Here is a 15,325-nt window from a genome sequence, read left to right as displayed (position 1 = left end):
CAGCCAAGATCCGAAGTCTCCTACATTCCCGGGAATTGGTAAGGACCTCCCCGATCGCCAGATCGGCACCGGTTGGTGCCATCATGGCTGTGCTACACAACCTTCAGCGAAGGGGGAAGTCATGGAAAAGATTACTCGCGTTGGCGTGGATCTGGCGAAGAATGTGATGCAAGTCCACGCGGTTGACGCTGCCGAACGTGTCGTCGTACGCAAGGCAATTGCCCGCGAACGGTTCGTGATCTGGTTTGCCAATCTTGAGCCGTGCCTGGTGGCCATGGAAGCGTGCAGCGCGGCGCACTATTGGGCGCGTAAGCTGCGCACGCTCGGACACGAAGTGCGGCTCATTCCACCGCAATTTGCGGCCCCCTATCGCAAGGGAGGTCCCCACGTGAAGAACGACGCACAGGATGCCGAAGCGATCTGTGAGGCCGCTAGCCGTCCACAGATGCGTTTCGTGCCGGTCAAGTCACCGGCCCAGCAAAGCGTGCTTGTACTTCACCGCATGCGGACCGGGTTTGTCGAGGAGCGTACCGCGCTGGTGAATCGCCTGCGCGGACTGCTTGCCGAGTTTGGTGTGTTTCTGTCGCAAGGCATCCGCACATTACACCAACACATCGTCGACCGTATCGAAGACGGCAGCAACGAACTCGCTGGTCCCGCACGCCAGGCCCTGATGCGTGGCTGGGCACAATGCCAGGCACTGGATGAGGAAATTGCGTGGCTTGACAAACAGATTGCCGAACACGCCGGTCATGATCCTCAGGCACAACGGTGCATGGACGTGTGCGGCGTGGGCCCTCTGACTGCCTCCGCCGCTGTTGCGACCGTCGTTGATGCGCGACAATTCAAAAACGGCCGGCAGATGGCTGCCTGGATCGGCACCGTACCTAAACAGAACAGCAGCGGCGGCAAACAGCGGCTCGGACGCATCACCAAGCAAGGCAACGACTATCTCCGAACCCTGCTGTTTCAGGGCGCGCGCTCAGCGGTTCTGACGGCACACCGACGTGACGACCGGCTCTCGTGCTGGATTGTCCAGCTCCAGGCGCGCGTCGGCTACTACAAGACGCTGGTCGCCGTCGCCAACAAGCATGCGCGTATTCTCTGGGCCGTGCTCGCGAAAGGCGAGAAATTCGATCCATCGCACGTGTGTATTGCTCCGCGCGCGGTGATTTGCGCAACAAACAGCTGATCCAGGCATCAACCAGGATCCACTATGCTCTCGAAGACGCAACAGGTAAAGGATAGCGACAGGTCAGACCGGCAGCGGGCGAACTCGATGAACCGTAAGGCGCCAAATCGCATCTATTCGCCGTCCCAGGGATGGAGTCCCGCTGCGCGGTTACTATCCGGGCCCGGGCGTAGCAACCACAGCGCCCAGCAAGGCCGTTTATAGGCATGCAGTCTGTCTCGCCGCCGTCCGCACCGCCAACGTCTCGAACGACACCGGAGCTTGACCAGTGACGCATTAAACCCGCTTGTCAAAACGGGGAGGTCCTTATAGGCGGTTCAGTGGTAACCAACCCACGGATATCAGTCTGATCCATCGTCGCTGCAACGGACTTGTTGCCGCATCGTCCGATTACCCTTGCGATACAACAACTGCTATTGACACGCAGTGACCATATCAGTGTCCCGTTCCGTTGTTAAGGCAATGCTGAACAAGTGGCTGCATTCGTGATTTCGTCAAGCCTGTGAAGCGAATCGATCATGAACGAAGCTGTCCCGGTTTGTTTTCGGTCGTCCTGGATGCCGTTACGGGTTCGACGACCCGGAAAACGTCCGGGACTGGCTGAAGGACATAAAGCGCCGGCCGGCTTCGTCCCGCTTCGACGACGATTCTTTCTAGGCGCGCATCCGTCCTGCAGGAACGGCGGCACGCCGCGCCGCCGTCACCCGTTCACGCGAACTGCTTTACGCCCGGTGCCCCGAGATCGGCCCCGCTTCGCCGGTCAGGTTGAACACGCTGTCGATCCACGCGAGAAACGTCGAGAACGTGAAATCCGACCACTGCTGCGTGCGGAACGCCTTCATCACCGGCGTATCGGCCGGGTCCTGCTGGTTCAGCAGGTCGTCGACGAACGTGCCGATATCCGCGTCGGTGCCGTTCTCGTGAATGCCGGACCCGGTGAAGCTGACCGCCGTCACCTGGTGATTGTCGATAAAGTCGTTACGCGCCCACGGCATGAAGTAGCCGAAGTTCGGCAGCGGGTTCAGCGTCTGTTTCAGCCCGTCGAGCTCGTTCGCGAACATCGCGAGCGACAGCGAATCCTTCGTCGCGTCGTCGGGCACCGCCATCACGGCCGGCACGAACGCGCGATAGTGATACGCGGCGATGATCTTGTCGCGCTGGTAGCTCGAGAAGCCGAAGCGGTCGTGCGGAAAGGTCGCCGAAAGCGCTGCGTACGCGCTGCCCATGTTGCCGGGATCGAAGCGGCTGGTCAGCCGGCTGTTCACGGTGATCATCCCGTCGGGGCCCGTCATCCCCCACTCGGTGCGCACCTTGTCGTACAGGCCAACCGACGGATGCGCGGCCGCATCCGCATCGAACGGCGTATTGAACACCGTGCCGGCATCGTCGAGCAGCGAGCTATGCGCCTGCGGCTGCAGCGTGTTGCGCAGCGTCGCGTAATTCGCGAGCGTGCCGTAGCCGCCCGCGCTCATCCCGTACACGAGCAGCCGGTTCGGCTTGCCGAAGCCATGCGACGTCAGCCATTGCGCGACGGCCTGTATGTTCTTCAGCCCGCTGTAGTGCTGGATGCGCCAGTCGCCCGTCGGGGACGTGTAGTTGCGCACCGCGCTGCCCATGTGGATATCTCCGGTGCAATAGGGAACGAAAACTTGTGTCCACTGCTGCGTCTCGACCTTCGGTTCGCCGACGAGGATGTGTGCAAGATCCATGCGCGTCAGCAGCGGCGACAGGAACGACGACAGCAGGCTCTCGTTCGCGGTGCCGTTCATGTAGTTGTGCGGAATGCCGTCCGGGTTGAAGCCGCCGAGACCGGCTTCGGCGCCGGCGGATGTCTGCGTGCAGGTGCCGTAGTTCCAGCACGCGCCGCCCGGCTCCATCATGTACAGCAGGTTGTCCGACTGCGCGCGATTGACGTAGAATCGCATCGGCGTGCCGTTGCCGCACGACGCGCCGGTGCTCTCCGGCAACGTCACTTCGTACCACGAATAATATGGAATCGACGGATCCGGCATCGTCGTATCGGCTGCGTGGCCGTTCAGTGCCGCGCCACCCAGCAGCGTGGCAACGGCGACGCGCAGCAGGCATCGTGCTGGTGACATTTCCCCTCCTTGTCGATGGACATGACGCGGCCGCCGTGCATCGGCCCGGCGTCGCGGATTCGGCGCTCAGTGCGCGCTGGTCGGTGAAGCGCCGTCGAACAACTGGACGCGCAATGCCTGCAGGCGCTGCGCGATGACGGTCTGTTGCTGGTCGGGATCGGGAGTGCTCGCCTGAACCTGCCGGATCACGTCGCGGCTCTGCTGTTCGTACGCGAGATAGCGCGGATCCTGCGCCGGCGACGAGCCAACCGTCTGCTGCGCGTACGCATCCCATTGCGCGCGCATCGAACGGATCGCCGCACTGCGCGTCGCGGGATCGGCTTCGGTATCGGTCAGCAGCGCCGCGCTGAGCGCTTCGGCCTGCACGGGCACGATCTCGTTGCGCGCGACGTGGTCAGGCAGCTCGTCGAGAATCCGGCGCGCGAGCGCGGTGCGCTCGCCCTGCGGCAGGCTGTTGCGACGATCGCCGTACGTGGCGACTTCGTCGCGGAAGCGCACGAACGCGACGATGCGCTGCACTTCGGCGTCCGCATCGGGCCGCCCCGCGAGGCTGCGGCGCAACGCGTCGACGTCGAGCCGCCGCTCCTCGGGGCCGGGTGTCGCGGCGCCGGTGCCGAACGCATCGGCCGCAACGGACTGCGTGCTCGCCATCGCACCCTGCGTGCCGGATGACGCGGCCTCGGCCGGTGTCGCCGCTTCGTATCGCCAGATCGCGACGGCCACGCCGATCGCCGCGATCGCGCCCATGCGCCGCCAGAGTGCCCTGTTCTTTTTCATGTCGCCCCCTCGTCACGTCATGCCGTTCTGCGCCGGTGCATCCGCGACTAGGTTCTAGGTCGAATCCGGCACGCAGTCAAAAGCGACTCTAGAACGCAGGCACTAAACCCGCGCGCATCGGCGCTACCCAGCAAAACGTTTGAAACGCATTTCGCTGACGCCTGCGGGAACGCGCGACTTCGCGCGACGCCCGTCCGGCGGCGGTTCGGGCCGACAGGTGCCACGCACGTTGCGACGCCAAGCAAACCTCGGTCCAGCCGCACGGCGCACGGCAGCAGGTTATCCGCGTGGCCGATACGGATGGCCGGATCGGACCCGTCGAACGACCCGCTGAGCGCTTGGTCGGCATTTTGGCCAGCCCTATGCTGATTTCCGACCCGCGCCGAACGGTCGGCGCGACGCACACCCGACCAGCCGAGCCCGTTCCATGAGCCGTGCAGACCTCCCCCATCGCGCGCCCGCCGCCGTCCACGACTATCCGACCTACCGCGATGCGCTCGCGGGCCGCCGGCTTCCCGCCGCATTCGTCAATCTCGATTGCCTCGACGCCAATCTCGCCGACCTGAAGCGCCGCGCGCGCGGGCGGCCGATCCGGCTCGCGACGAAGTCGGTGCGTTCGCGCGAGCTGATCAGCGCGGTGCTGGCCGCCGGCCCGTTCATGCAGGGGCTGCTGTGCTACTCGGCAGCGGAAGCCGCGTGGCTCGCGGACGGCGGCTTCGACGACATCGTCGTCGCGTATCCGACCGTCGAGCCCGACGACCTGCGCACGGTGGCCGCGCAGCTCAGGCAGGGCCGCTCGATCACGCTAATGGTCGACGACGGCGCGCAGCTCGACGCGATCGACCGCATCGCCCACGAGGAACGCGTGACGATCCCGCTCGCGATCGATCTCGACATGTCGTCGGCGTATCCGGGCCTGTACTTCGGCATGTACCGCTCGCCGGTGCGCGACGCCGCCGGCGCACTCGCGCTCGCGAACCGCATCGGCGAGCGGCAGCACGTCCGGCTCGACGGGTTGATGGGCTACGAAGGACAGATCGCCGGCGTCGCCGACACCGAACCGGGCAGCAGCGCACGCAACGCGCTGGTGCGTCATCTGAAGCGCCGCTCGGCGCGCGAGATCAATGCGCGCCGCCACGCAGCCGTACAGGCACTCGTCGCGGCCGGCCACGCGCTGCGCTTCGTGAACGGCGGCGGCACCGGCAGCTTCGAGAGCACGCTCGGCGACGCGTCCGTCACCGAACTCGCGGCGGGCTCCGGCCTTTACGCACCGGCACTGTTCGATCACTACGCGGCATTTCACGCGCAACCGGCCGCCGGCTTCGCACTGCCGGTCGTGCGGATTCCGCGGACGGGCATCGTGACCTGCTCGGGCGGCGGCTATATCGCGTCCGGCCCGGCCGGCAAGAGCCGCCTGCCGCGGCCGTGGCTGCCGGCCGGCTGCACGCTGATCGGCAACGAAGGCGCGGGCGAGGTGCAGACACCCGTGCGTGTGCCGCGAGGCGTCGCGCCGGCGATCGGCGAGCCGATCCTGTTCCGTCACGCGAAGGCCGGCGAACTGTGCGAGCGATTCAACACGCTGCTGCTGATCCGCGGCGGCCGCGTGGTCGGCGAGGCGCCCACCTATCGCGGTGAAGGCAAGAGCTTTTTCTAGCGGGCTGCGCGGCCCGTCGTTCAAACCATCCAAACCTTTCAAACGACAACCACGGAGACAACGCCATGTGGCGCAACTGGTCGGGATATGTCTGCAGTCCTGATGCAACCGTGTCGACGCCTGCGTCGCGCACCGGGCTCGCGGCCGTGCTGCGCGATGCGGCCGCGTCCGGCGCGACCGTGCGCGCGGCCGGCGCCGGTCACTCGTTTTCGCCGCTCGTACAAACCGACGACGTGATCCTGTCGCTCGACGCGATGCAGGGTGTGATCGACGTCGACCGCGACCGGCGCGTCGCACGCGTGCATGCCGGCACGCGGCTGTGGGCACTGGGCCCCGCGCTCGCCGCGCACGGCCTCGCGATGGAGAACCTCGGCGACATCAACGCGCAGTCGATCGCCGGCGCGACCAGCACCGGCACGCACGGCACCGGCATCACGCTCGGCAACCTGTCGACGCAGATCGACAGCCTGACGTTCATGTGTGCGGACGGCAGCGAGATCCGCGCGACGGCCGACACGCATCCCGAGCTGTTCGCGGGCGGCCGGATCGGGCTCGGCGCGCTCGGCGTGCTGACCGAGATCGGCCTGCGCCTCGTGCCCGCGTTCCGGCTGCGCCTCGAACGTGGCGGCATGCAGCTCGACGACTGCCTCGCACAAGCGGAGGCACTGATCGCACGGCACCGCTCGTTCGAGTTCTACTGGTTCCCGCATACGGACACCGTGCTGACCAAGGCGTGGGACATCACCGACAAGCCGACCGACGCCGTGCACTGGGCGAGCCGCGCATCCGAGTCGTTCCTCGAGAACACGGTGTTCGGCGCGCTGTGCGGGCTCGGCCGGCGCGTGCCGTCGCTGTGCCCGGCGCTGAGCCGGCTGTGCGCGTCGACCGTGTCGGCCGGCCGGCATGTCGACGCGAGCTATGCAATGTTGTCGACGGTGCGCCGCGTACGCTTCAACGAAATGGAATGGTCGGTGCCGGCCGAATGCGGCGCCGACGCGTTGCGCGAAATCCGCGCATTCATCGCGCGCCGCAGCTTCCCGCTGATGTTCCCGATCGAATACCGCTGGGTGCGCGGCGACGACATCTGGCTGAGCCCCGACTACGGGCGCGACAGCGTGCGCATCTCGGTGCACCAGTTTCGCGGGATGCCGTTCGACGCGTACTTCTCGGGCGTGCAGGCGATCTGCCGCAATCACGGCGGGCGGCCGCACTGGGGCAAGGTGCATGCACTGCACGCGGCCGAGCTCGCGGCGTGCTATCCGCACTGGGACGATTTCCTTGCACTGCGCGAACGGATGGACCCGCATGGCCGCTTCCTGACGCCGTATCTGCGCACGCTGTTCGGCCTGCCGAAAAGCACAACCGCATCCGCGCCTGCTTCATCGGCACGCCGAGGAACTCACCCGATGCACGAAACGGCGCGCGTCGAACAAGATCGGCCGCGATCCAACCAGGAGACCTCATGACCATCGCCACCTTGCGCACGGCCGCGCAGTCGCGCCCCGATCCGTCGGCCGGCGCCGTCGTCCGCCTTGCGCTCGCGTTCGCGGCGGCCACCAACGGGCTGATCCTGTCGCCGTTCCTCATCGCGGCTGTGATGACGCGCTTCCGGCTCGACGAAGGCACCGCGACCGCGCTCGTCAGCGCCGAGATCCTCGGCATCGCGATCAGTTGCGCACTGCTGTCGCACCGTATCGCACGCGCCGCGCGGCCGTTCACGCTGGCCGGCGTGGCCTGTACGATCGCCGGCCAAGCGCTCAGCGCGGTCGCGCCCGGCATCGGGTCGGCGACCGCCGCACGCGGGATGACCGGGCTGTTCGAAGGCATGCTGTTCGTCGTCGTCGCATCCGGTGTGTCGCAGCGCGCGTCGACCGATCGCCTGTGGGGGCAAATCAACCTGCTCGCGGGCGGCATCAACGGCGGCATCCTCGTGCTGATCTCCGCATTGCCGGCAGCATGGCTCGGACGCTGGGTGTTCGCTCTGCTGGCTGCCGTCGTCGCCATGCTGGCGCCCGCGATCCGCGGCATCGGCGCGTTCGCTAGCGTGCAGTCGCAGGCCCGCGCGCGCGGCCACGCGCTGCCGTGGCGGCCAGTCGTCGCGATCTGGGTCGTGACCGCGCTCGTCTACGGCGTGCAGGCATCGCAGTGGGCGATTGCCGGCTTCGTCGGCGCGCGTGCCGGGCTGTCGCCGACGACGATCGGCGTGCTGCTGTCGGTGTCGTCGCTGCTCGGCTTCGTCGGTGCGGCGATTCCGTCGCATCCGGCCAGCCACAAGCACCGCCTCGTGCTGATCTGGGCCGCGCAGCTCGCGATGGTCGGGTCGATCGAATGGTTCTTCGGCGCGCGGCGGCAGCGCGTACTTCCTGAGTCAGTTCGTGCTCAACAGCGCGTTCTTCGTGATCGTGCCGTTCCTCACCGGCATGCTGTCCAACGTCGACCCGGACGGCTCGCTCGTCGCGCGCACGCTGGTCGTCACGTTCTTCGCGGCCGGCATCGGCACCGCGCTGTCCGGCGCGCTGCTCGACCGCTTCGGCGGCACGCGCGTCGCGCACGTGCTGTGCGTGGCCGTGCTGGCCGCCGCTCCATTCGTGCAGCTCGCACTGCGCCGCGCGGCGCCCGGCGCCGTGGCCCGCGCGTCGCCCTGACCGCACTGCGTCATGCGGTGGCCGCGACGCACCACGAGATTGGCCGCCGCGGCCTTGGCCCGCGCAAATTTGGCTTTCTACAGTCGTTTCCGGCGCTGCGATGTCGCTTGTCCCCTGTTCCATGCAGAAATGCGGAGTGCAGAATGAATCGTCCCAATAGCATTCGCGCGACGTGCTGCGCGATGATGGTCTTGGCCAGTGCCGGCGCGCGCGCGCAAAGCAACGTGACGCTCTACGGCGTGATCGACGCGGGCATCCGCTACGAAACGCACGGTGTGTCCTACGGCGCCGACGGCACGCCGGCGTCAACGGGCCGCAAGATGTCGATGGCCGATGGCGGCGGCCTGACCGAAAGCTACTGGGGCCTCAAAGGCAATGAAGATCTCGGCGGCGGGCTGTCCGCGCAGTTCAACGTCGAGAGCCACTTCGGCCCAAACAGCGGCAGCATCGTGCCGGCCGGCTCCCCGAACTTCTTCCAGGTCGCGTATGTGGGGCTGACGTCGACGTCGCTCGGCCAGCTCACGCTCGGCCGTCAGTACAACGTGCCGTTCGAGATGGTGTCGCTGACCTACGGATCGAACCTGTGGGCCGGCCCGCAGGACCCGTACTTCAACCTGTTCAAGCCCGAGCAGACGATGCTCGCGGCCGCGCGCACCAGCAACATGATCCAGTACGGTGCGCAGCTCGGCAGCCTGTACCTGCTCGCGCAATACTCGCCGGGCGGGCACGCGGGCGGCGGCGTGCTCGGCAGCCAGCTCGGCGCGGCCATCGCGTACGCGCCGGACAAGGGGCCGTTCACGGTCGGTGCGTCGTTCATGCGAAGCTGGGACGACGTCACGCACGGCACGTTCGACGTCTACGGCGGCGGCGGCTCGTTGACGCTCGGCAACGCGACCTTCAACGCCGGCTATATCGAGAACGCGCGCGACAATGACTTCACGTCGTTCGAGAACGGCCCATTCAGCCCCACCGATCTCGCGGCGCTCGGCATCATCTCGCCCGCGCAAGTGGTCGATCCGACGGTGCCCGGCGGGTTCCGCCGCCGCAAGATGGCGCTCGCGGGGCTGACGTACCGCTTCACGCAGACGTTCACGGCGGCCGTCAACGCATGGTGGACCACGCAGTCCGGCTATACATCGGACTTCGACGGCCGCGCGCGCCAGTTCCAGGTGATCGCCGGCTACAACCTGTCGAAGCGCAGCATGCTCTACGCGGAAGTCGACTACGCGATCTATCGCGGCGGGCTGATCGGCGCGCAGCTCTTCGGCATCAACGGGCAGGCACCGAGCACGAGCACCACGCAGCTCGGCGCGACGGTCGGCTTGCGGCACTACTTCTGAATCCGAAGCGGGGGCGCATGGCATGTGGCCGATAACGGCCGGGGCGGCACCCCGGCCGGGCGGGACGAGTACAATCCGTGGAAAAAAAGAGGGAGCATCCATGGACGATACCGCCCGTTATACGACGGCGAATCTACCGGTGCATTTACTGCGGTGCCTCGCGGAGACAAGCAAGGAACTGGGCATCGATCCTGTGCGGCTGTGCCTCGGGCTCGGCTTCGACGTCGCGGACCTGTCGAATCCGTCGTGCCGGATTTCGTTGCGCCAGGCGAGCACGATGATCCGGCGCGCCCTCGAGATGGCGCCACAGCGTGCGCTCGGCCTCGAACTCGGGACGAGCGAGACGATCGCATCGATCGGGCTGGTCGGCTACGCGATGCTGACGAGCCCCACGCTGAAGGACGCGATCACCGTCGGCCTCGAGCTGCAGCGCCACACGGGGCCGCTGATGCGCTTCGACCTGGTGTCGGACGCGCGCACGCTGTCGATCCGCGCGACCAACGTGTTCCTCGAACCGGACATCGAGGCGTTTCTCGTCGAGGAAGCGTTCGGCAGCTTCATGCAGATCGGGCGCTCGCTCGTCGGCCCCGCGTTCCAGCCGAAGGTCATCGATCTCAGCTACCCTCCGCCTGCGTATGCGGAGCAGTACGCACGCGTGTTCCCGTGCCCGGTGCGCTTCGAGCAGGAGCAGAACCTGCTGTCGTGCGACGCATCGCTCGGCAGCCGAGCGATCGCGACGCACGATCCGCTCGCGCATCGCCAGGTGCTCGAATTCCTGCAAGGCGCGCTGCCGCCCGAACCCGAGGGCACCGACTTTCTCGAATCGATCGAACGGATCATGCGGCGCGACCTGCGGCATACGCCCACGCTCGCCGCGATCGCCGCGCAACTGTGCATGAGCGAGCGCACGCTGCGGCGGCGGCTGGCCGACCAGGGCGTGTCGTACCAGACGGTGATCGACACGATCCGCAGGAAGCGCGCGTTCACGCTGCTGAGCAATCCGCGGCTGTCGATCGAGGACGTCGCGCACGAAGTCGGGTTCAGCGACGCGCACAACTTCCGGCGCGCGTTCAAGCGCTGGACGGGGCACGGGCCGAGAGAGGGGCAGCGCGCGGTGATGTAGGGGGTGTTGTATGGGTGCGGTGCGCGACGCACCGCAAAGGAGTCGTTACGCGAGCAAAGCGATGGCCGGACGCCGCACCTGCGTCACCGCGGCTCGCCCATCCCGCCCATCAGCGCCATCAGTTGCTCGCGCAGCCACCGGCTGCCCTGGTCCTGATCGGCGCTGCGATGCCAATAGAAGAAGTATTCGAGACCGGGCACACCATAACCACTTTCGGTTTCCGAGGTCATTGCACTTCGAGAACGGTCGACAGCTTGCGGCCTGGATGGGCCTGGTACCAACCCAATCGTCCAGTGGCGGAAAGACGAACCTGCTCGGAGTCATATCAGCGCAGTGACACCTACCTGCGAACACTGCTGATCCACGGGGCACGATCTGCGGTGCGGGCGTTTCAGGGCACGCCAGACGAATGCCGCAACCCTTGGCTTCAGAAACTGCTGGAGCGTCGTAACCACAATGTCGCCGCCGTCGCTCTCGCCAACAAAAATGCTCGCATCGTTTGGGCGCTGCTCGCGCGTGACCGAGAGTACACATCCGGTTTCTCGCATGGGAAAGCCAGCATTCTTGCATAGCGGAAACCGAGTGGATTTACGTCCAATCAACCTATAGCCCGGAGCCGAATTACACACCCCATAGATTGCTCAGGCAACACACAGATTGATGGCAAGACAGGTCAGACCGTGACTGGCAAAGCCCGACTGGTACAACGAACCTCGAGTTCACATGGTTGATGGGGCACCGGTCAGCGGATTCCATCAAGGATCGCGGGCATGTGCCCGAACGAAATCCGGATACATGGCTGCAATCTACCTATTGACCATCAGCCTCGCGCGGTGCTTGGCAAACCGGGGGCGTCCATACATGTACCAACGCACGAACTGCTGCGTCCACGCACGCGCGGCCTCGACGCTCGCGAATGCTTGGCGCGGGTAGTCGGGCCGGTACTTGCACGTGCGGAACAGCTCCTCGGCGTACGGGTTGTCGTTACTCACGCGCGGCCTGCTGAATGAGGCCACCACGCCGAGGTTTTCCAGCGTCGCGAGCATCGTCGCACCCTTCATCGCACTGCCGTTGTCCGAATGCAGAACCAGCGGACGTCCCGCCAGGCCCTCGGCCAAGCTCGTACGCCGCATCAGCAACGCGGCAAGCTCGGCCGATTTCGCCTCCTGCACTTCGTGCCCGACGATCTTGCGGCTGAACACGTCCAGCACCATGTACCAGTAGTAGAACTTGCCCTTGATCGCCGCCGGCAACCAGGTGATGTCCCACAACCAGAGCTGATTTGGCGCCGTCGCACAATGGCTGGTGACCACATGCCGAGAAGGTTGCCGTGCACGGCCTCGGCGGTGCTGCAGCCACTCCAACGTCGAGCGTCGCCACAACGCCTGTCGGCGCGCCGCCGACCTGATTAGCCAGCGACAGCACACTCGGCACTGGCCCACTACCGAATCCTTACATGCCCGCGAGGCTGGCCTGGCTTCGCTCAATCATCTAAAAGGGCTGATCGAAGACTCAGGTATTGAACGAATGGATCAAAGTCCCGATCGCTGTACAGTAGCGAAACGCCGTTCTCAATACAGTAAGTCGCGATCAGCGTGTCGATAGTCTTGCGGACCGTCACGCCTCGCGCTCTCAACTCACGATAATTTCGTGCGGCCTGGACTGCGTTGTCGGTGCCGACCAGCGACACGACATTCAAGCGCGTCGTCATCAACTGGCGGGCCACATTGAATTCGGATTCAACCGAAAAACCCTGCAATACCTCCGCCACGATCAGGTCGCCCGACAACAGCGCCTCGTTGCCCAGCAAAGCGTCAAGCTTGTCGGTTTCCGGCGAAACCTTGCCACGGAAATAGTCAATCCAGACGCTCGAATCCACGAGCGTCATCGATCAGTCCTCATGGCGTCCAAATCACCTTCCCAGTGGAGTTTCCCGCGAAACTGGCGAATCTGCTCCTGTTGTTTGAGCCTGATGATCGTCTTCAAACCGAGCTCGACGGCTTCCCGCTTGGTTTTGATACCGGTTGCGGCAAGTGCCTCGGCCATCAACTTGTCGTCGATTTCAATGTTCGTACGCATGGCACACCTCGAAATGTGTATAGATGAATATGATTACACACATTGCAGACCTCGGCGTCCGGCTTGTGCGCAGTCCATATAAGGGTCAGGTAACTTACAAATGGTGTACTCGGCGGGGTAAGGTCAGGGCTTAGACGGATTCCAGCGTACCTCGATGGAGCCCCCTACCACATTTCATTTAACTTTGAATCGCGCCTGTCCTGTGAAGCAATGCCCGCAAGGCTTCCCGCTCCGGCCCCAACAACGAAATTTCCATCCCCCGCCCGAACACTAAAAAGACACTAAAAAGCAGACGCGATACGCTCCGAGCGATGGCGTAAGTCCACGCATTTTCGACCAGAATCCTACCCGCGCCATGACGTCCGTTCCCGAGCCGCCGAGCACTCGCCGGAGTCTATGCAACTGTCCATCGTGAATGCAGCCGGTCGGCGCAACCTGTAGCACGTGGCAATGCCATTACTTCACATCCAACACCGGTGCCACGCGTCTGTGGTCACGCCTTAGCCCGCCCGTGAACTCTAGCAGTTCATTAGGGTGTCGCTAGGACTGTCCGACGCGAGGCACCAGAAATAGTCGCTCGTCCCACACGACCGGTTGTGGGTCAGTCACGACGATCCGCGCGGCATCGGGATGCATCGGGTTGACCAGCACGTTGAATTCCGCGTGGGTCACGACGGACGGAACAACAAGGAGCGCCGAGCGGGATTCCGTCAGCCATGCGTCACCAAACTGACGTGCTATCTGCAGTGCCGTTGCGTCCCATCCTGCCGGCAGCATTTCGGCCGTATGGCGTTCGACGAGGAGGTCATCGGGAACAGTCGCTTCGACCCATCCGTGTGTTTTGGGTACCTTGCCGATGCGTGCATGCACGAGCACCTCGAGCATCGCACCCGCGAAGGTCAACGCCGCATAGATGACTGGGCGGCCCGGACTATTGAAGCGGCCACCGACCAGCATCGCGCCTTTGCCACTCCAGACCGCATGCCGTGTGTCGGCTATGCGAAACAACTTCATGCCGGCAGCCCATAGAACAATTTCCACAGCAATTCTTCGACGCGGCGCGCGCCGAGCTCGGTCAACGCGACTTCAAGCGGCGCCCGCCCCTCTAGTTCCGGGTGCGCCGTCGAAAGGAATTCCCGCGCGTCCTCTTCGTCGTTCCAGACGTAGGTAGTCGTCGCAACGATCCGCGCCAGGCGCTCGGTCTTTTCGGACTCGTCTTGCGTCAGGCGATCGCGGCGGCGCTTGTAAGTCGCTTCGGGAATGATGCGAGCAAGCAGCGCACGTCGGGCGTCGGCACCCTGCGTCGCATGTTCGACGCCCGCGCGCAAAGCGGACTTCGGCAGGCCGCCCCGCACGAGCGCCTCAAGTTCCGCGAGCGTATGAGGCAAGGGGCGAAGCTCCATGACAGCAGCCACGGCTTCCGGGGTAACGAGTGACATGACGACTCCCAAATCAGGTATCGATTGATACCTTATTATAGACCATATGATACCAATCGCACGATTCCTGAACAGTGTCGGGGCGGCCCAATCGTAGGACGAGGCTTGTTCGGCACCGGTATGGCCACGCGGCATTCTTCCTCGCCGCTCAACAGCATGCTGACGAGCAACGTGCGGCGGCTTTCAAACAGGCCGACGTGCCGGCCCATCCGCGACGGCCGCCGAACGCTTGCACGACGTCATTGCATGTGACCAGGCACGCGTTACGTAGCTGCTGGTCAAAACGGTACGCGCTGCCTTCGACTGGAAATCAGCAATGAACCAGTTTGCTATTCTGTTCGGCGAGAGATTTACTCAGGCGCGCAGATAACGCGTTGTCAACCGCCTCGCCCACAAAAATGCGGACAGGTTCGGCCTGACGCGCGATCCCACTGGCCGAAGAAACACCAGAACTTCCCTGGGCGCAGATCGGTGGACAAGCTCTGCAGGTGCTCACGCGCGCGAACGCTATCTGCATTCGCCGGCGGCAACCACCACGCGGCACTCAGGTTGGAGGCGCCCGCGGTGCCCAATCGCGATCCACTGCGCGGCACCGGAACGCGACGATGCCATGTCGGCGCTGACGCAGAACAACACGCACGTCGCCGTGTTCGCCAACTGAAGTTGACCCGCTTCAACGGACAGATCTGCGGTAGCGATCGATGTGCGATTTAACCTCCGTTAAGCGGTAAGTCGCGGGTTGTCCACGGGCGGGCGGCGGGTCGCCTATCACGACCACGACGCCGCCCGGCGGTGGGCAACCCGCGCGGGGACAGGGTTTCATTTTTCATGTGCTCGTCTTCGAATTCGAGCGGTGAACGGTAGCCGATGCTGCTGTGCAGGCGACGCAGGTTGTACCATCCCTCGAGGAACCAGAACACACGCCCACGTGCCTGTTCGTGCGTATCAAAGCGCTCGCGCATGAGCAGTTCCGATTC

The 15,325-nt window shown here is 64.8% G+C and carries 12 protein-coding genes and 3 pseudogenes; 6 read left to right on the top strand and 9 right to left on the bottom strand.

Annotated features, from left to right (window positions below; translation table 11 throughout):
* The first annotated feature begins 121 nt into the window (after positions 1-121).
* Positions 122-1,192: an IS110 family RNA-guided transposase gene (locus BT264_RS36505; protein WP_072445493.1), complete on the top strand. Its 1,071-nt coding sequence runs from the start codon at positions 122-124 to the stop codon at positions 1,190-1,192.
* A 722-nt stretch (positions 1,193-1,914) separates the two neighbouring features.
* Here BT264_RS36505 and BT264_RS36500 read toward each other — a convergent pair.
* Positions 1,915-3,291: a pectin acetylesterase-family hydrolase gene (locus BT264_RS36500; protein WP_072445402.1), complete on the bottom strand. Its 1,377-nt coding sequence runs from the start codon at positions 3,289-3,291 to the stop codon at positions 1,915-1,917.
* A 66-nt stretch (positions 3,292-3,357) separates the two neighbouring features.
* Positions 3,358-4,068 (bottom strand): phospholipase C accessory protein PlcR, encoded by a 711-nt coding sequence (plcR, locus tag BT264_RS36495; RefSeq protein WP_072445401.1) that lies wholly within the window; start codon positions 4,066-4,068, stop codon positions 3,358-3,360.
* A gap of 427 nt (positions 4,069-4,495) precedes the next feature.
* Between plcR and BT264_RS36490 the strand changes: the two genes are divergently transcribed.
* From BT264_RS36490 to BT264_RS36470, 4 genes are all read left to right on the top strand, one after another.
* Complete coding sequence (locus tag BT264_RS36490) at positions 4,496-5,722, top strand: amino acid deaminase/aldolase (RefSeq protein ID WP_072445400.1); 1,227 nt, start codon at positions 4,496-4,498, stop codon at positions 5,720-5,722.
* 65 nt (positions 5,723-5,787) lie between these two features.
* Positions 5,788-7,188 carry a D-arabinono-1,4-lactone oxidase gene (locus BT264_RS36485; protein ID WP_072445399.1) on the top strand — a complete coding sequence of 467 codons (1,401 nt, stop codon included), beginning with the start codon at positions 5,788-5,790 and terminating at the stop codon, positions 7,186-7,188.
* Positions 7,185-9,707 (top strand): porin, encoded by a 2,523-nt coding sequence (locus BT264_RS40320; protein ID WP_256260772.1) that lies wholly within the window; start codon positions 7,185-7,187, stop codon positions 9,705-9,707. Before BT264_RS36485 ends, BT264_RS40320 begins: the two co-directional genes overlap by 4 nt.
* Positions 9,708-9,807: 100 nt before the next feature.
* On the top strand, positions 9,808-10,830 hold the full coding sequence (locus BT264_RS36470; protein WP_072445397.1) for an AraC family transcriptional regulator: 1,023 nt from the start codon (positions 9,808-9,810) through the stop codon (positions 10,828-10,830).
* 83 nt (positions 10,831-10,913) lie between these two features.
* On the opposite strand, the pseudogene BT264_RS38915 reads toward BT264_RS36470, so the two are convergent.
* A pseudogene (locus BT264_RS38915) lies at positions 10,914-11,030 on the bottom strand (LysR family transcriptional regulator); the annotation flags it as partial.
* Between the two features lie 35 nt (positions 11,031-11,065).
* Between BT264_RS38915 and BT264_RS37680 the strand changes: the two are divergent.
* Positions 11,066-11,402: pseudogene (locus BT264_RS37680) on the top strand (transposase); the annotation flags it as partial.
* Positions 11,403-11,636: 234 nt separating this feature from the next.
* Here the strand turns inward: BT264_RS37680 and BT264_RS36460 are convergent.
* From BT264_RS36460 to BT264_RS38910, 6 genes and pseudogenes are all read right to left on the bottom strand, one after another.
* A pseudogene (locus BT264_RS36460) lies at positions 11,637-12,182 on the bottom strand (transposase); the annotation flags it as partial.
* 131 nt (positions 12,183-12,313) lie between these two features.
* The gene (locus BT264_RS36455; RefSeq protein ID WP_072445395.1) at positions 12,314-12,718 is read right to left on the bottom strand and encodes a type II toxin-antitoxin system VapC family toxin; all 405 of its coding nucleotides are present in this window, start codon (positions 12,716-12,718) and stop codon (positions 12,314-12,316) included.
* The gene (locus BT264_RS36450; RefSeq protein WP_047904609.1) at positions 12,715-12,909 is read right to left on the bottom strand and encodes a type II toxin-antitoxin system VapB family antitoxin; all 195 of its coding nucleotides are present in this window, start codon (positions 12,907-12,909) and stop codon (positions 12,715-12,717) included. The genes BT264_RS36455 and BT264_RS36450 overlap by 4 nt, the downstream gene beginning before the upstream one ends.
* Before the next feature lie 540 nt (positions 12,910-13,449).
* Entirely contained in the window at positions 13,450-13,923 is a 474-nt protein-coding gene (locus BT264_RS36445) for an RES family NAD+ phosphorylase (protein WP_072445394.1), read from the bottom strand.
* Complete coding sequence (locus BT264_RS36440; RefSeq protein ID WP_072445393.1) at positions 13,920-14,348, bottom strand: antitoxin Xre/MbcA/ParS toxin-binding domain-containing protein; 429 nt, start codon at positions 14,346-14,348, stop codon at positions 13,920-13,922. Before BT264_RS36440 ends, BT264_RS36445 begins: the two co-directional genes overlap by 4 nt.
* A gap of 710 nt (positions 14,349-15,058) precedes the next feature.
* Positions 15,059-15,325, bottom strand: a 267-nt coding sequence (locus BT264_RS38910; protein ID WP_371293709.1) for an IS3 family transposase, incomplete at its 5' end; no start/stop codon positions are given.

Origin of the sequence: Burkholderia sp. NFPP32 (assembly GCF_900119325.1) — a bacterium.
GTDB classification, from domain to species: domain Bacteria; phylum Pseudomonadota; class Gammaproteobacteria; order Burkholderiales; family Burkholderiaceae; genus Burkholderia; species Burkholderia pyrrocinia_C.
The sequence above is the reverse complement of the archived record's forward strand: the minus strand, read 5'-3'. Positions and strand labels throughout refer to the sequence as shown.